This is a genomic window from Aeromonas finlandensis (genome assembly GCF_000764645.1).
Classification (GTDB): domain Bacteria; phylum Pseudomonadota; class Gammaproteobacteria; order Enterobacterales; family Aeromonadaceae; genus Aeromonas; species Aeromonas finlandensis.
Genome location: NZ_JRGK01000032.1, coordinates 61,509 through 76,066, shown reverse-complemented (window position 1 = coordinate 76,066; position 14,558 = coordinate 61,509). Strand labels below are relative to the sequence as shown.

Here is a 14,558-nt window from a genome sequence, read left to right as displayed (position 1 = left end):
CTATCAGTTTCTCCCTGAGCTGAAGCGGTCACCGCTACGCAGCGGCGTTATCGGAGTAGAGTTGGCACCCTCGTTGGAAACGGGGGCTGGCTCTGCGACCGGAGCGACAGTGGCGCGATCAGACTGGACTGCATTCGGCTTGCCAGACAGCTTGTCGAGCGGCAGGTAGATCATGCTGTTGTTGCCAGCCGGCATGTCGACCACCACCTTGTTGGCCTGCTGATAGAGCTCTTCCATGGTTTCCAGGTAGATACGGTTGCGAGTCAGCTCGGGCGCAGCCTGATACTGGGGCAGCAGCTCGTTGAAACGGGCAACCTCACCCTTGGCCTTCAGCACGATCTGGGACTTGTAACCTTCGGCTTCCTGTTCCAGACGCTTGACTGAGCCACGCGCCTTCGGTTCCACTTCGCGTGCATAAGCTTCTGCTTCACGAATAAAGCGCTGTTCATCTTCCTGAGCGGAGATGGCGTCATCGAAGGCGTCTTTCACCTCTTCCGGCGGACGAGCCGGCAGGAAGTTGACGTCGACGATCTGCAGACCCATCTGATAGGGCTCGATGATGCCATCGATCACCTGCCAGGTCTCCTGACGCACCTTCTCACGGCCGGTGGTCAGCACATCATCCATCCGGGTATGACCCACCACGTAGCGCAGGGCGCTATCGGTGGCCTGGCCCAGACTCTCGTCAGCATTGGTCACGCTGAACAGATACTGCTCGGGATTGACGACACGGTACTGCACGTCCATCTCGACCCGTACCACGTTCTCATCCTGAGTCAGCATGAAACCGGAGGCAGGCAGGGAGCGCACGGACTCGACGTCCACCGGGATCACCTGATCGATAAAGGTCGGCTTCCAGCGCAGGCCCGGCTCGACAATATGGGAAAACTTGCCAAACCGCAGCACTGCTCCACGCTCGGCTTCGCGAATGGTGTAGAAGCCGCTGACGACCCACACCACCACAGCCACAACCAGCGCGATGGAGATACCAAAGCGACCTACATCGCCGCCAGATTTGCCGCCACCAAATAAGCCACCGAAACGGCGACTCACTTTGCGCAGCATTTCATCCAGATCAGGGGGTCCCTGATTCTTGCCGTTATTCCCCCAAGGGTCACGGTCTTTGCCGTTGTTACCAGGCTCATTCCAAGCCATCAGCGTCTCCATTAATACATGCGGATGGATATCATCTCTACCGGGCCGTCATACGTTGAGAAGCCCCTAAGGGTTCATCTTCATCGACGAATCAATGCCTGATAAAGCGTTGTAAACTCTCACCTTCCTGTTTCACGAGGCGGTTCCAGTCGGCCACTTGCAAGCGGACTTCCAGCACGAAATCACCCTCCTCGCTAAAACCTTCCTGCTCAATCCCTTTCAGCTGATAGAGCGCACTGCGCAATCTCGCGGCAGAAGGAGGCAACTGCAGGGTGTGATGCACCATAGAGCCAGCCAGCAATTCGGTCAGCGCCGTAAACAGATGCTCACAACCTTCACCGGTCTGGGCCGACAACCAGACGCGCAACGGGCGCCCCTCGTCATCTCGCTCCAGACCTGCCGGACGATCCGCCAGCTTGTCGATCTTGTTGCAGATCATCAGCTGGGGCCTGTCATCGGCTTCGATCTCGGCCAACACCTGCTGCACGGAGTCGATATTCTCCTGCATCTGCTCATCGGCACAGTCCACCACATGCAGCAGCAGATCCGCTTCACGGGTCTCCTGCAGGGTCGCCTTGAAGGCCGCGACCAGATCATGGGGCAAGTGTCGAATAAATCCAACTGTATCCGCCAAAATCACATCACCCACATCCCGGATCACCAGTTTACGCAGGGTGGGATCCAGAGTTGCGAACAATTGGTCGGCAGCATACACGCTGGCAGCTGTAAGTTGGTTGAACAAAGTGGACTTTCCGGCGTTGGTATAACCAACCAGTGACACCGTCGGCACTTCGTTGCGGTTGCGGGCACGACGTCCCTGCTCCCGCTGCTTGGCCACCTTGTCGAGCCGACGCAAAATCGCCTTGATGCGTTCCCGCAATAGGCGTCGGTCAGTTTCAAGCTGGGTTTCACCCGGGCCACGCAGACCAATCCCGCCCTTTTGACGCTCAAGGTGGGTCCAGCCTCGCACCAGACGAGTGGAAAGATGGCGTAACTGGGCCAGTTCAACCTGCAGTTTGCCTTCGTGGGTACGGGCGCGCTGGGCAAAGATATCGAGGATCAGGCCGGTTCGATCCACCACCCGGCACTGGAACAGACGCTCCAGGTTACGCTCCTGGGCGGGGGTAAGGGCATGGTTGAAGATCACCACGTCCGCCGCCAGCATCTGGACTTGGGACGCGATCTCTTCAGCCTTGCCACTGCCGACAAAAAATTTGGCACTGGGCGCACTGCGACTGGTGGTAACGACCCCCAACGCATTGACTCCGGCCGAGCTCACCAACATCTTTAGCTCTTCCAGATCCTCCCGCTCACCCTCATCACTGAAGTTGACATGCACCAGAACGGCCTGTTCGCCAGCTTCATAACGGTCAAACAAGCGCTTGCTCCTTAACAGGAATCATGATGAATCTGAGTTGGCGAGTCGACTCGCCCAGGGATATCACGCCTCGGCATCACCCTGTTCATCAGCCGCGCCACCCGGAGTGGGCTGGTGATGATTGACGGCACGGGCCGGTACGACAGTCGAGATGGCGTGCTTGTAAACCATCTGGCTCACAGTGTTTTTCAGCAGGATAACAAACTGGTCAAAAGACTCGATCTGACCTTGCAGTTTGATGCCGTTCACCAAATAGATAGAAACAGGAATCCGCTCACGGCGCAGCGCATTCAAAAACGGGTCTTGGAGAGATTGCCCCTTAGCCATTTTTCTTTTCCTTATAGTTTGTTGTTTTTAAACACCGGATATCAATATAACAACCTGATTATACAGGGAGTGTCAAGCCGCACCAGCGCGAGCAAGCACGCGGTCAAGATTGCCAGACTCACCAGATTCCAACCAGGTCACGTCGGGCCAGCCGCGCAACCAGGTCATCTGTCGTTTTGCCAATTGGCGTGTGGCAACAATGCCACGATAACGCATCTCATCATACCCCACTTCACCGCACAGGTAGTCCCACATTTGGCGATAACCCACACAGCGAATGGAGGGGAGATCCGGGTTCAGATCGCCGCGCGCCATCAGCGCACGAACCTCCTGTTCAAAGCCACCTTGCAGCATCTTGTCAAAGCGCTGCTCGATCCGCTGATGCAGCACGGCGCGATCGCTCGGGGCGATGGCAAACTGCTGCACCCGATAGGGCAATCCCTCCCCCTGCACCTGCGTCAGCTCGGTAAGGGTCTTGCCGCTGATGCGGTAGACCTCCAGCGCCCGAGAGAGCCGCTGCGGGTCATTGGGGTGGATCCGCGCCCCGGCCACCGGGTCAATGCGCACCAGCTCATCGTGCAGCGCCTGCCAGCCAAGACGGGCAGCCTCCTCTTCTATTCCGGCCCGAATAACAGGGTCGGCAGAAGGGAGCGGAGAGAGTCCTTCCAGCAGCGCCTTGAAATAGAGCATGGTACCGCCCACCAGCAGCGGAATGCGGCCACGGTCGGCGATCTCTTTCATCTCCCGCAGGGCATCCTTGCAAAAGTCGGCCGCCGAATAGCTCAAGGCCGGGTCAAGAATGTCGATCAGCCGGTGCGGGGCCCGCGCCAGTTCATCGGCGGTCGGCTTGGCCGTGCCGATATCCATGCCGCGATAGATCAGCGCCGAATCGACGCTGATGATGTCGCAAGGCAATGCCTGGCACAGTTCAATGGCGAGATCCGTCTTGCCGGAGGCCGTCGGCCCCATCAGAAAAATTGCGGTCGGCAAGTCACTCGCCATGTTCAAACTCCTCCAGCACGGTCGCCAGCGAAAGCGGGCGCACCATGCGAATGTCTGCCAGTTGGTCACTGAAATCGGTCACAAGTTCCGTCAGCAGGCGACTGGCAGTTGAAAAATCGTATATCTTCTCGCGGCTTATCCCCTGCTCCACCAGCCATTGGCATAATACTTCAGCCTGCTGACCAGCATCACTGTCAGATCCGCCCTCGATGAGTTGCAACAATTCGGGTAAGAGTCGCACCAGATCGGTCTGGCGCAGCAGGGCAGGAACCCGAGTCAGGATCATGGTGTCGCGCCCCCCGCTTTTCAACTCCAGCCCCATCCGTTTCAGCAAACGTTCCTGCTCGGTCACCAGCGCGATCAGATTCTTCGGCAATTTGAAGGAGACCGGCAGCAACAGTGGCTGGGCCGCCAACCCCTGCCCCCAGGCCTCCAACAGCCAGTGGCGCAGCAGCACCCGCTCGGCGCGCACCAGCGAGAGCAGTGCCAGCTGACTATCCCGCTCGATCAACAGGTAGGCCTGCTCCACCAGCGTCAGAGCGCGGCATCCCCCCAGTTTGGGTTGCGGCATGGCGGCAGCTGGCTGCGCGGGCGCAGCCTCAGCCGCTGTTGCGATGGGCAGCGTCGTGAGCAGAGCCCCCATGCCACGCATCGCCTCCCTGCTTGGCGGCTCGGGCGGTTGATAGTTGCTGGCGCGAGCCGCGCCCCCTTCCCGCACCTGCGCAGGCGCCCGGTAGCTGTGCTCGGCACCGTACCACTCCGGGCGTGGCGCCTGACCGGGATATTCAATCTGCGGGCTGACCGGCAGCTCGACCAGGGTTTCAGCCAGCGGCGCTTCCTGATGAGCGGCACCGACCCCTTCACGGCGCAGCGCAGTAAACAGCGCCTGAAAGATAAAGTCGTGGATCAGCCGTGCCTGATGGAAGCGCACCTCGTGCTTGGCCGGGTGGACGTTGACATCCACCTGACGGGGATCCAGCTCGATATAGAGCACATAAGCGGCGAAGCGATCGGGAGGCAGCAACTCGTCATAGGCCTGACGGATGGCGTGATTGATGAGCTTGTCGCGCATCATCCGGCCGTTTACGTAGGTGTATTGCAGGTCGTTTTGCGGTCTTGCCCCCTCCGGGGTCGCCAGCCAACCCCACAGCCGCACATCGCTATGCTCGCTCTCCACCGCCAACGCATGGTGCATGAAAGGGGTGCCGCAAACGGCGGCGAGACGGCGCTCCTGCTCCGGCACGGTATTGGCGGCCTTGTACTGGCGCACTACCTTGCCGTTGTGGCGCAGGATCAGGGTGGCATCGAAGCGGGAGAGCGCGATGCGGCGCACCAGCTCGTCGATATGGGCAAACTCGGTCTTTTCGCTGCGCATGAACTTGCGCCGCGCCGGGGTATTGAAGAAGAGATCCACCACCTCCACCGTGGTGCCCACCGGATGGGCCGCCGGCTTGATGGTGACGCTCATCTCGCGCCCTTCCGCCTGGGCTTGCCAGGCTTCGGACTGCTCTGCGGTACGGGAGGTGAAGGTGAGACGGGAGACCGAACTGATGGAAGCGAGCGCCTCGCCACGAAAACCGAGGCTGTTGATCCCTTCCAGATCGTCCAGCGTGGCAACCTTGGAGGTCGCGTGACGCGACAGCGCCAGCACCAGCTCGTCTTTGGCGACACCACTGCCGTTGTCACGGATGCGGATCAGCTTGGCGCCCCCCTTGTCGATGTCGATCTCGACCCGGTCGGCCCCCGCATCCAGGCTGTTCTCCACCAGCTCTTTCACCACAGAAGAGGGCCGCTCCACCACCTCTCCGGCAGCAATCTGGTTGGCCAGGATAGGGGGCAATATACGGATCGGCATCACTTACTCCTGAATTTCAATCTTGCGGATAGAGAGCCGCTCCACCACCTCTCCACCAACCGGAATCTGGTTGGCCAGAATGGGTGGCAAAATACGGATCGGCATCATTTACTCCTGAATTTCTATCTTGCGGATGGTCAGTCCCTTAACGATCCAGGAGGACCGCTCCACCACATCACCTCCGACTGTAATCTGGTTGGCCAGAATCGGGGGCAATATACGGATCGGCATCACTTGCTCCTGAATTTCAATCTTGCAGATGGTATTCGCTAACAGCGGGAGCGGCATCGCCAGCTCCCGCACATTAGTTCTGGGGAATGTAGAGCACCTGCCCTACCTGAATATCCCGCGACTTGAGCTTGTTGATCTCCACCAGTCGAGCCTGACTCACCCCATGCTTCTCGGCCAGGCGGGAGAGACTCTCACCCCGCTTGACCACATAACGGATCATCTGCGACTTGTCGTCACTGCGAACGGGGGCTGCACTGCGGCTCGGCCCCTGCTGGGGAATATAGATTGTCTGACCAATCTGAATATCCCGGCTGCGCAGCTGGTTGATCTCGACCAGGGTGGACTGACTCACCCCATGCTTCTCGGCCAGGCGGGAGAGGCTCTCGCCCCGCTGGACCACATGGCGGATCATCCGCGATTTGTCATAGTCGCCCACATTGCTGACCGGCGCACCGGACTCCTGCGCGGCCGCCGAGTAAGGCTTGATCACTCCGGCGCCGGAGCCGGTCGCCGCACCGCCGTCGCGGGCAGTGGCGGGCATCTTGTTGGTCACCACCGGTTGTGACTGTACCTGCCTCGGTTGGCTCACCGGCTGCTGGGCCACTGGCGCTGGGCGAGTGGTAGCGGCAGGTCGGCTCGCCTGCCCCTTGCCAGTCAGCATGGCCCCCTTGGTCGGGTGGGCTCGGTAGTAGTTGCGGATCCCCTCGAAGATAGCGCGAGCCAGCTGGTCCTGATAGCTGGCGGTGGCCAGCAGCTTCTCTTCCGCATGGTTGGAGATAAAGCCGGTCTCCACCAGCACCGAGGGAATATCCGGCGCTTTCAGCACGGCCAGACTGGCATGCTCCGGCGCCTTCTTGTGCAGTCGGGCGACCTTGCCCATGGAGCGCAGGATCTGGCGGCTGACGTCATACCCTTCGGCACGGGACTTGTCCATGGAGAGGTCGAGGAAGGTCTGCGCCAGATAGGGGTTGGGATCGGATTCCGCCAATACCTTGCCGACACCGCCCAGCAGCTCACCCTGCTTCTCCTGCTTCTCCAGCCAGCTGCCCATCTCGCGGTTGGCACGGTTGGTAGACAAGACCCAGACCGAGGCACCACGAGGCGTGGAGTTGTGGAAGCTGTCCGCATGCACCGACACCAGCAGATCCGCCTTGGCCTTGCGGGCAATCTCGGATCGCTTGTTGAGATCGACGAAGTAATCGCCGCGACGGGTCAACACGGCACGCATGCCCGGTTCGCGATCGATCAACGCCGCCAGCTTCTGGGAGACGGCCATGGTCACCCGCTTTTCATAGGTACGGCGCGGGCCGATGGAACCCGGGTCTTCCCCGCCGTGGCCCGGGTCGATGGCAATCACCACCCCGCGCCCCTTGCCACCTACCGGCGTGGATTGCACCGCTGCCGCCGAGCGCTTCTCTTCATAAGGCAAGTCGATGACCAGACGGTGGCCATATGGCCCGGCTGGCGCCAGCGGAAAGACCACCGGCTTGATGGCGGAGCTGAGATCCATCACCAGTCGCAGGCCGCCCTTCTCCAGCGGTGTGCTCTGGCGGATCTTGCGCACCAGCTCACTGTTGTTTTCGACCCGAGCCAGATTGGCGGCGTTGCTCGCCCCTTTCAGATCGATCACCAACCGATCCGGGCCGCTCAGGGTGAAATAGTTAAAGTTGGGGGCGCTGCTCATATCGAGTACCACCCGGGTGTTATCCGGTGATGGCCAGATTCGTACGCTCTTGAGCTGATTTGCCCAGGAGGGTAACGCCATCAAAGAGAGAGCAATAACAAGGATCAAGCGCACGTAGATGACAACCGTTCCAGAATGGCTTCGCCAATAGCAGTGCGGGCCTCTATCAGAACCTCGCGCTGCTCGCCTACATAAGTGAGGGTGATTTCAAGGTCGGGAGCCGGTAACCAGCCCTCGCCCTTCTCGGACCACTCCACCAGACAGAGAGTATTGGCGGCAAAGTAGTCCCGAATGCCCATGAATTCCAGCTCTTCCGGATCAGCCAGGCGATAGAGATCGAAATGGTAGACCTGCCAGCCATCGAGTTCGTAGGGCTCGACCAGGGTGTAAGTCGGGCTTTTTACCTTGCCCTGATGGCCAAGGCCCTGCACCCAGCCACGGGTCAGGGTGGTTTTACCGGCGCCAAGCGTGCCATGCAAAAACACTGTGGTCGCCTGCTGGCAAGCCTGTGCCAGACGGCCACCCAGTGCCACGGTTGCTGCCTCGTCCGGCAGTGTCATCATCAACTGTTTTGCCATGTTCTTCTTTTTAACTTGTTATGGTGTCGGGATTAACCAGTCTGCGGATCAGCGGCAGCAGATCTGACGCCAGCATGCCCCGCTCGCCGTCTGCGGCGGCCTGATCTGCGGCCTCGCCGTGGATCACGGCGCCCAGCCAGCTTGCCATGGTGGCAGACCAGCCCTGGGCCAAAAGGGCGGCGATTATACCAGATAACAGATCGCCCATGCCGCCACTTGCCATGCCGGGATTGCCTTCACAACAGAGAGCGACCCGCTCGCCGTCATAAATAAGTGTTCCCGCCCCTTTTAACAGCACCACACCGCCATAGCGCCGCTGCAGCGCCTGCACGGCGGCAAAGCGGTCGATTTCAATGTCGGCAATGGTGCATCCCAGCAGTCGCGCCGCTTCGCCGGGATGGGGCGTGAGCACCCAATTATCCTGATGGCGGGGAGATTGTGCCAGCCAATTCAATCCATCGGCATCCAAAACCAATGGCAGCCGATCGGTGAGATAACGGGCGATTTGCGCGCTTCCCCACTCATCCTGACCGAGCCCGGGGCCAATGACCCGCACCGACGCCCACCCCTCGTCATCAGCGGTAGTGAGGCTCATCAGCTCGGGTTGATAGAGGCTGACCGGCGGATGCTCCGGATGCTGACACACCCGCACCAGCCCAGCCCCCGCTCGCAGGCAGGCGCGGGCCGCCAGCACGATGGCCCCCTGCATGCCGCGATTACCCCCCACCAGCAGCACCTTGCCATAAGAGCCCTTGTGGGAAGCGCGCTGGCGCGGGGTCAGCTGTTCGCTTAGTAGCGGATAATCGATGCGCCATGCGGCGGGCGAGATCGCGCCATCCGGCGTGACGCCAAGGGGATCACAGTCGAGCAGGCCGACGCAATCCACTCCGTCGCCGGTGAGCATCCCCTGCTTGATACCGATAAAGGTGAGGGTGCGAGTGGCCTGCACCACGGCCCCCATGGCGCGGCCGGTATCGCCGTTGAGGCCGGAGGGGAGATCCACCGCCAGCACAGGCGCAGCCAAGCCATTGATTGTTGCGACGATCTTTGTCAGTAACGGTGAAAGCGGCGTGTTGACGCCGGTGCCAAGCAGGGCATCGACCACCAGATCCGGGGCGGGCAGCAGCATTCCGTCAAACTGCTCGGCTGGCCAGACTCGGCCACCGGCCGCCAGCCACTCATCGGCGGCCCGTCTGGCATCCCCCTTCAGCTGGTCGGGTGCTCTGGCGGCAATCACCACCACCTCGATGCCAATCTGGCGGGCAAGACGGGCCAACACATAGCCATCACCGCCGTTATTGCCGGGGCCGACGAAGATCCACCAGCCGCGGCTCTCGGGCCAATGCAGGGTGGCATAAGTACGCAGCGCGGCACCGGCTCGCTCCATCAGGGCATAGAGCGGTTGCCCATCACGGGCGGCCCAGTTGCGCTCCAGTGCGCGGATCTGTTCAGTCTGCCACAGCCCCTGTGGTAAACTGCCACCCTCTTTTGTGCCCAACGCGCCCCTGATGATCTCTACCATGACGGCTCCCGCCTCTTATCAACCGACCCATGCCAGCAAACACCGGCCAGGCCAAGTCGCATGAGCGCACCTGACTTCCACCAGCTGGCCCACGATATCAAGCTCTGGGCACGGGAGCTAGGATTTGACCAGGCGGGCATCACCGACACCGATCTGCGTATCGAAGAGCCGAGATTGCAGGCCTGGCTGGATGCAGGCTATCACGGCAGCATGGATTACATGGCGCGCCACGGCATGATGCGCGCGCGCGCCCACGAGCTGTTGCCGGGCACGGTGCGGGTGTTGTCGGTGCGGATGAACTACCTGCCATTCGAGGCGGGCTTTGCCGCCACCCTGCGCGATCCGACCCTCGGCTATATCAGCCGCTATGCCCTCGGCCGCGACTACCACAAGGTGCTGCGCAACCGGCTCAAACAACTGGGTGATCGCATCGACGCGCGCTGCGCCGAGCTGTTTCAAGGCACCACTGACACCCTGGGTGAGTGGCGACCCTTCGTCGACTCCGCCCCCATCCTGGAGCGGCCGCTGGCAACCAAGGCCGGGCTTGGCTGGGTTGGCAAACACTCACTGCTGCTCAATGAATCGGCCGGCTCCTTCTTCTTTCTCGGTGAGCTGTTGCTCAACCTGCCGCTGCCGCTCGACCAGCCAGTGGAGAAGGAGCAGTGCGGCAAGTGCGTCGCCTGCATCAACATCTGCCCGACCGGCGCCATTGTCGCCCCCTATGTGGTGGATGGCCGCCGCTGCATCTCCTATCTCACCATCGAGAACGACGGCCCCATCCCCGAAGAGTACAGGCCCTTGATGGGCAACCGCATCTACGGCTGCGACGACTGCCAGCTTATCTGCCCCTGGAATCGCTATGCCGATGCCAGCCCGGAGCCCGATTTCAGCCCGCGCCCCAGCCTGCACCGCCCGCCCCTGCTGGCGCTGTGGCGCTGGAGCGAGAGCGATTTTCTCAAGCAGACCGAGGGGAGCCCGATCCGCCGCATCGGCTATCAACGCTGGCGCCGCAATCTGGCGGTCGCCCTTGGCAATGGCCCGGCAACCCCCGAGGTCATCGCCGCCCTGCAACAGGGGCTGACCACCGCCGAGCCCATGGTGGCCGAACATATCGAATGGGCGCTGGCCACCCTTGCCCGGCGTCAGGATGAAGAGAACAAGAAGACCCGTTTGCTGATCCGCTGCATCGAAAAAGGTCTGTCGGATCACGCATAAGTGATCTGCCCCTTGCCGGATTGCAGCACTTTTTTCATGCTCTGCCGACCCGCAGTGACCAGAACACCGTAGTCAGTACCAACTGGTCGGCACACAACAAGGACAACACAAATGCATATGTTGGGAGTGGATATTGGAGGCTCAGGGATCAAGGGCTGTCTGGTCGATACCAAAACCGGCGAATTGATTGGCGAGCGCCATCGCATTGCCACACCACAGCCGGCGACCCCGGCCGCCATTGCCCATACCCTCAAGGCTCTGGTGGAACACTTCGACTGGAAAGGACCGGTGGGTTGCGGCTTCCCGGCCACCATCCACAACGGCATTGCCAAGAGCGCAGCCAACATCGACAAGAGCTGGATTGAGACCGATGCCGAGCACCTGTTTGCCGATGTCACCGGCAAGCCCTGCTATGTGCTGAACGATGCCGACGCCGCCGGTTTGGCAGAGATGCGCTTTGGTGCCGGCAAGGATCGCAAGGGGGTCATCATCCTCATAACGGTTGGCACCGGCATCGGCACAGCTGTCTTCGTCAACGGTCACCTGCTGCCCAACACCGAGCTGGGCCACCTGATGCTGGAAGGGATGGTGGCAGAGCACTACTGCTCCGACGCGGTGCGCAAGCGGGAAGATCTCTCCTGGGGCCGCTGGGGCAAGCGCTTCAACAAGTATCTGGCGCGCCTCGAGTTTCTCTTCTCCCCCGACCTCTTCATTCTGGGGGGCGGCAGCGCATCCAAGCTGGAGAAGTTTGTCGATCGCATCGAGACCCGGGCGCCGCTCATTCCGGCGGCCAGCCTCAATCAGGCAGGCATTATCGGAGCCGCCCTCTACGCGGCCGAGCAGCAGGGCTGACCACGCTCACTGCAAATCAGCAGAGATCTAATGGAAAGGGCCCGGCACTGCTGCCGGGCCCTTTTGTTTGGCCGCTATCTTGTCTGTTTGACCGCCACCACCCGTTACATGTCGTCGAGTCGATGTACCCCGTGCACCAGTCGGGTCAGGCGGGTCTGCTCCAGCTTGGCCAGATTGTCGAGCAGCGTGGTAGTTGCCGGTGTCGGACACTCCCGGGCCAGATGGCCCAGCTCGCCCACCAACTGCTCTTCCCTGCGGCACACCTGAGTGACGATATCCTGGGTCTGGGCCGAGGCCGGCATCTCGAAGCGGGTGATGGCAGGCAGCATATCCTCGCTGAAGCTCTGGTTCAGCCAGGTCTCCCTGACCGCCCCTCCCAGTTGAGCAGCATATTCGTGCAGATGGGCACTGGCCGCATCCTCACGCCCTTGCAGATAGACCAGCAACATCCGGCTGCGTTCGCTGTCCACCTGACGGGCCAGCCGTCCGTAACAGAGCCCTAGCTGGTGATGAACCTGCTCAAGATAGTGCAGCAACTCTTTGATCTGTTGAAATCTCATCGCACTGCCCTCCATGCTTGTCGGCACCATCAGTATAAAAAACCGGCGCAACCACCCAATCCCTATCCGAGCGCCCCTTGCGCTGCATCAAGGTTGACGTCGACAAAGGGGCGAGCAGGTCATCCGGGAACGATTAGGGAACGATTTGTGCAGCGATTTGTGCAACTATGGCGGCGCGTCAGGCTCGACATCTGACGTGAGCGGGATCGGGCTGGCACACTAATAAAACCAGCATTTCCCCGCCATAAACCATCTTTAATTCGGTCATATGCCACACAAGCGAAACAGGATCTGGATACACGACATATCTCCCCTGATCGTTATCAACCAGACAGAAATCCTTATCACTTTTTTAGACGTCTAGACGTAGAAACATGCGTTGACACGGCCATCCAGACATCTTAGCATCATCCTCCATGATGGCAGAGTAACCCAGTGGAACCTCTGCCCAATTTCCCCGCCTGTAGCGCCCTGTGCTTTAAGGCTGTTAGCACGGAAGAATCCATGATTAAGTTGATCGGTCTCAACAAAGTCTACGGTACAGGCAGTGACGCCGTGCACGCCCTGCGTGATGTGAGTCTGCATGTACCCCAAGGCAAAATTTTCGGGGTGATCGGTGCCTCCGGTGCCGGCAAGAGTACCCTCATTCGTTGTGTCAACCTGCTGGAGCGCCCGACAGAGGGTCAGGTGATCGTCGATGGCCAGGATCTGGTCGCCCTGAGCGAACGGGATCTGACCCAGGCCCGCCGCCAGATCGGGATGATTTTCCAGCACTTCAACCTGCTCGCCTCCCGTACCGTGTTTGCCAACATCGCCTTTCCGCTGGAGCTGGCAGGCTGGAGCAAAGAGAAGATCCAGCAACGGGTTGCAGAGCTGCTGGCGCTGGTCGGGCTGGAAGCCCGTGCCCACGCCTATCCGTCCGAGCTCTCCGGCGGCCAGAAACAGCGTGTTGCCATTGCCCGCGCACTGGCCCCAGCCCCCAAGGTGCTGCTCTGTGATGAGGCCACCTCGGCCCTCGACCCGCAAACCACCCGCTCGATCCTGACCCTGCTCAAGGAGATCAACGTCAAGCTGGGGCTCACCATCCTGCTCATTACCCACGAAATGGACGTGGTGAAAGGGATCTGTGACGAAGTGGCCATCATCAGCGACGGTCGCCTGATCGAACAGGGCGAAGTGGCCTGGTTCTTCAGCAATGCCAAGACCCAGCTGGCCCGTGACTTCATCCACTCCACCATCCATCTGGAGGTCCCGCAGGAGTATCAGGATCGGATGAGCCGCGAGCGGGTGCCTGGCAGCTATCCACTGCTGAAGCTCGGCTTTACCGGCAGCACGGTCGATACGCCGCTGATTTCCGAGGCGAGCCGTCGTTTCAATATCGACATCAGCATTCTGAGCGCAGACATCGAGTACGCCGGTGGCGTCAAATTCGGTTTCCTGCTGGCCGAGCTGTTCGGGGATGAAGCCCAGTGTGAGGCGACCCAGCAGTTCCTGACTGACAACCACATTCAGCTGGAGGTAATGGGTTATGTCCGAAGCCATGATTAATCTGCTCATCACGGCCCTGGGCGACACCCTGATCATGGTGTTTGCCTCCGCCCTGTTCGGCTGCCTGCTGGGCCTGCCGCTCGGCGTGGCGCTGCATGTGACCAAGGCGGGCCAGATCCTGGCCAACCCCTTGCTCAACCGCACCCTGGGCATGGTGGTCAACGTGGGTCGCTCGGTGCCCTTTATCATCCTGCTGGTCGCCATCATTCCGCTGACCCGGCTGATTGTCGGCACCAGTATCGGCACCATCGCCGCCATCGTGCCGCTGACTGTCGGCTGCATCCCCTTCATCGCCCGTCTGGTGGAAGGGGCCCTGATGGAAGTGCCGGACGGCCTGCTGGAAGCGGCCAAGGCGATGGGCGCCAAGCCGTTGCAAATTATCACCAAGGTGCTGCTGCCTGAGGCCCTGCCCGGCATCCTCAACAGCGTCACCATTACCCTCGTCACTCTGGTGAACTACTCGGCCATGGCCGGGGCCATTGGTGGCGGCGGTCTGGGGGATGTGGGTATTCGTTATGGTTATCAGCGTTTTGACCCAACCGTCATGCTGGTGACCGTGGTTATCCTGGTAGTACTGGTTCAACTTATCCAGAGCGCGGGTGAGCGCCTGGTCAACAAATGTGATCATCGTTAATCGTCGATTTCTGACAG

14 protein-coding genes are annotated in these 14,558 nt (G+C 60.6%); 4 read left to right on the top strand and 10 right to left on the bottom strand.

The features are described 5' to 3' along the window. Positions 1 to 3 precede the first annotated feature (3 nt). From hflK to LD28_RS0104460, 9 genes are all read right to left on the bottom strand, one after another. On the bottom strand, positions 4 to 1,155 hold the full coding sequence (hflK, locus tag LD28_RS0104500; protein ID WP_033135816.1) for an FtsH protease activity modulator HflK: 1,152 nt from the start codon (positions 1,153 to 1,155) through the stop codon (positions 4 to 6). Positions 1,156 to 1,246: 91 nt separating this feature from the next. Next, positions 1,247 to 2,533, bottom strand: coding sequence for a ribosome rescue GTPase HflX (hflX, locus tag LD28_RS0104495; RefSeq protein ID WP_033135815.1), 1,287 nt, complete (start codon positions 2,531 to 2,533; stop codon positions 1,247 to 1,249). 63 nt (positions 2,534 to 2,596) lie between these two features. Next, positions 2,597 to 2,860, bottom strand: coding sequence for an RNA chaperone Hfq (gene hfq, locus LD28_RS0104490; protein ID WP_005339045.1), 264 nt, complete (start codon positions 2,858 to 2,860; stop codon positions 2,597 to 2,599). 72 nt (positions 2,861 to 2,932) lie between these two features. After that, a complete protein-coding gene (gene miaA / locus LD28_RS0104485) occupies positions 2,933 to 3,862 on the bottom strand; it encodes a tRNA (adenosine(37)-N6)-dimethylallyltransferase MiaA (protein WP_033135814.1) in 930 nt (309 codons plus the stop codon). Then, complete coding sequence (gene mutL, locus LD28_RS0104480) at positions 3,852 to 5,717, bottom strand: DNA mismatch repair endonuclease MutL (RefSeq protein WP_033135813.1); 1,866 nt, start codon at positions 5,715 to 5,717, stop codon at positions 3,852 to 3,854. Before mutL ends, miaA begins: the two co-directional genes overlap by 11 nt. A gap of 108 nt (positions 5,718 to 5,825) precedes the next feature. Further along, entirely contained in the window at positions 5,826 to 6,005 is a 180-nt protein-coding gene (locus LD28_RS0104475) for a hypothetical protein (protein WP_033135812.1), read from the bottom strand. A gap of 16 nt (positions 6,006 to 6,021) precedes the next feature. After that, positions 6,022 to 7,746, bottom strand: coding sequence for an N-acetylmuramoyl-L-alanine amidase (locus LD28_RS0104470; RefSeq protein WP_081959416.1), 1,725 nt, complete (start codon positions 7,744 to 7,746; stop codon positions 6,022 to 6,024). Beyond that, a complete protein-coding gene (gene tsaE, locus LD28_RS0104465) occupies positions 7,737 to 8,210 on the bottom strand; it encodes a tRNA (adenosine(37)-N6)-threonylcarbamoyltransferase complex ATPase subunit type 1 TsaE (RefSeq protein WP_005339056.1) in 474 nt (157 codons plus the stop codon). The genes LD28_RS0104470 and tsaE overlap by 10 nt, the downstream gene beginning before the upstream one ends. A 10-nt stretch (positions 8,211 to 8,220) precedes the next feature. Next, on the bottom strand, positions 8,221 to 9,732 hold the full coding sequence (locus LD28_RS0104460; RefSeq protein WP_033135810.1) for a bifunctional ADP-dependent NAD(P)H-hydrate dehydratase/NAD(P)H-hydrate epimerase: 1,512 nt from the start codon (positions 9,730 to 9,732) through the stop codon (positions 8,221 to 8,223). A gap of 60 nt (positions 9,733 to 9,792) precedes the next feature. On the opposite strand from LD28_RS0104460, the gene queG reads away from it, so the two are divergent. Both queG and ppgK read left to right on the top strand, forming a co-directional pair. Then, a complete protein-coding gene (queG, locus tag LD28_RS0104455; protein ID WP_033135809.1) occupies positions 9,793 to 10,947 on the top strand; it encodes a tRNA epoxyqueuosine(34) reductase QueG in 1,155 nt (384 codons plus the stop codon). A 111-nt stretch (positions 10,948 to 11,058) separates the two neighbouring features. Continuing rightward, on the top strand, positions 11,059 to 11,799 hold the full coding sequence (gene ppgK, locus LD28_RS0104450; protein ID WP_033135808.1) for a polyphosphate--glucose phosphotransferase: 741 nt from the start codon (positions 11,059 to 11,061) through the stop codon (positions 11,797 to 11,799). A 104-nt stretch (positions 11,800 to 11,903) separates the two neighbouring features. Here ppgK and LD28_RS0104445 read toward each other — a convergent pair whose 3' ends face one another. Then, a complete protein-coding gene (locus LD28_RS0104445; RefSeq protein ID WP_033135807.1) occupies positions 11,904 to 12,359 on the bottom strand; it encodes a hypothetical protein in 456 nt (151 codons plus the stop codon). 504 nt (positions 12,360 to 12,863) lie between these two features. On the opposite strand from LD28_RS0104445, the gene metN reads away from it, so the two are divergent. Then, a complete protein-coding gene (gene metN, locus LD28_RS0104440) occupies positions 12,864 to 13,907 on the top strand; it encodes a methionine ABC transporter ATP-binding protein MetN (RefSeq protein WP_033114901.1) in 1,044 nt (347 codons plus the stop codon). Further along, positions 13,888 to 14,541: a methionine ABC transporter permease gene (locus LD28_RS0104435; RefSeq protein ID WP_005339070.1), complete on the top strand. Its 654-nt coding sequence runs from the start codon at positions 13,888 to 13,890 to the stop codon at positions 14,539 to 14,541. Before metN ends, LD28_RS0104435 begins: the two co-directional genes overlap by 20 nt. Positions 14,542 to 14,558 lie beyond the last annotated feature (17 nt).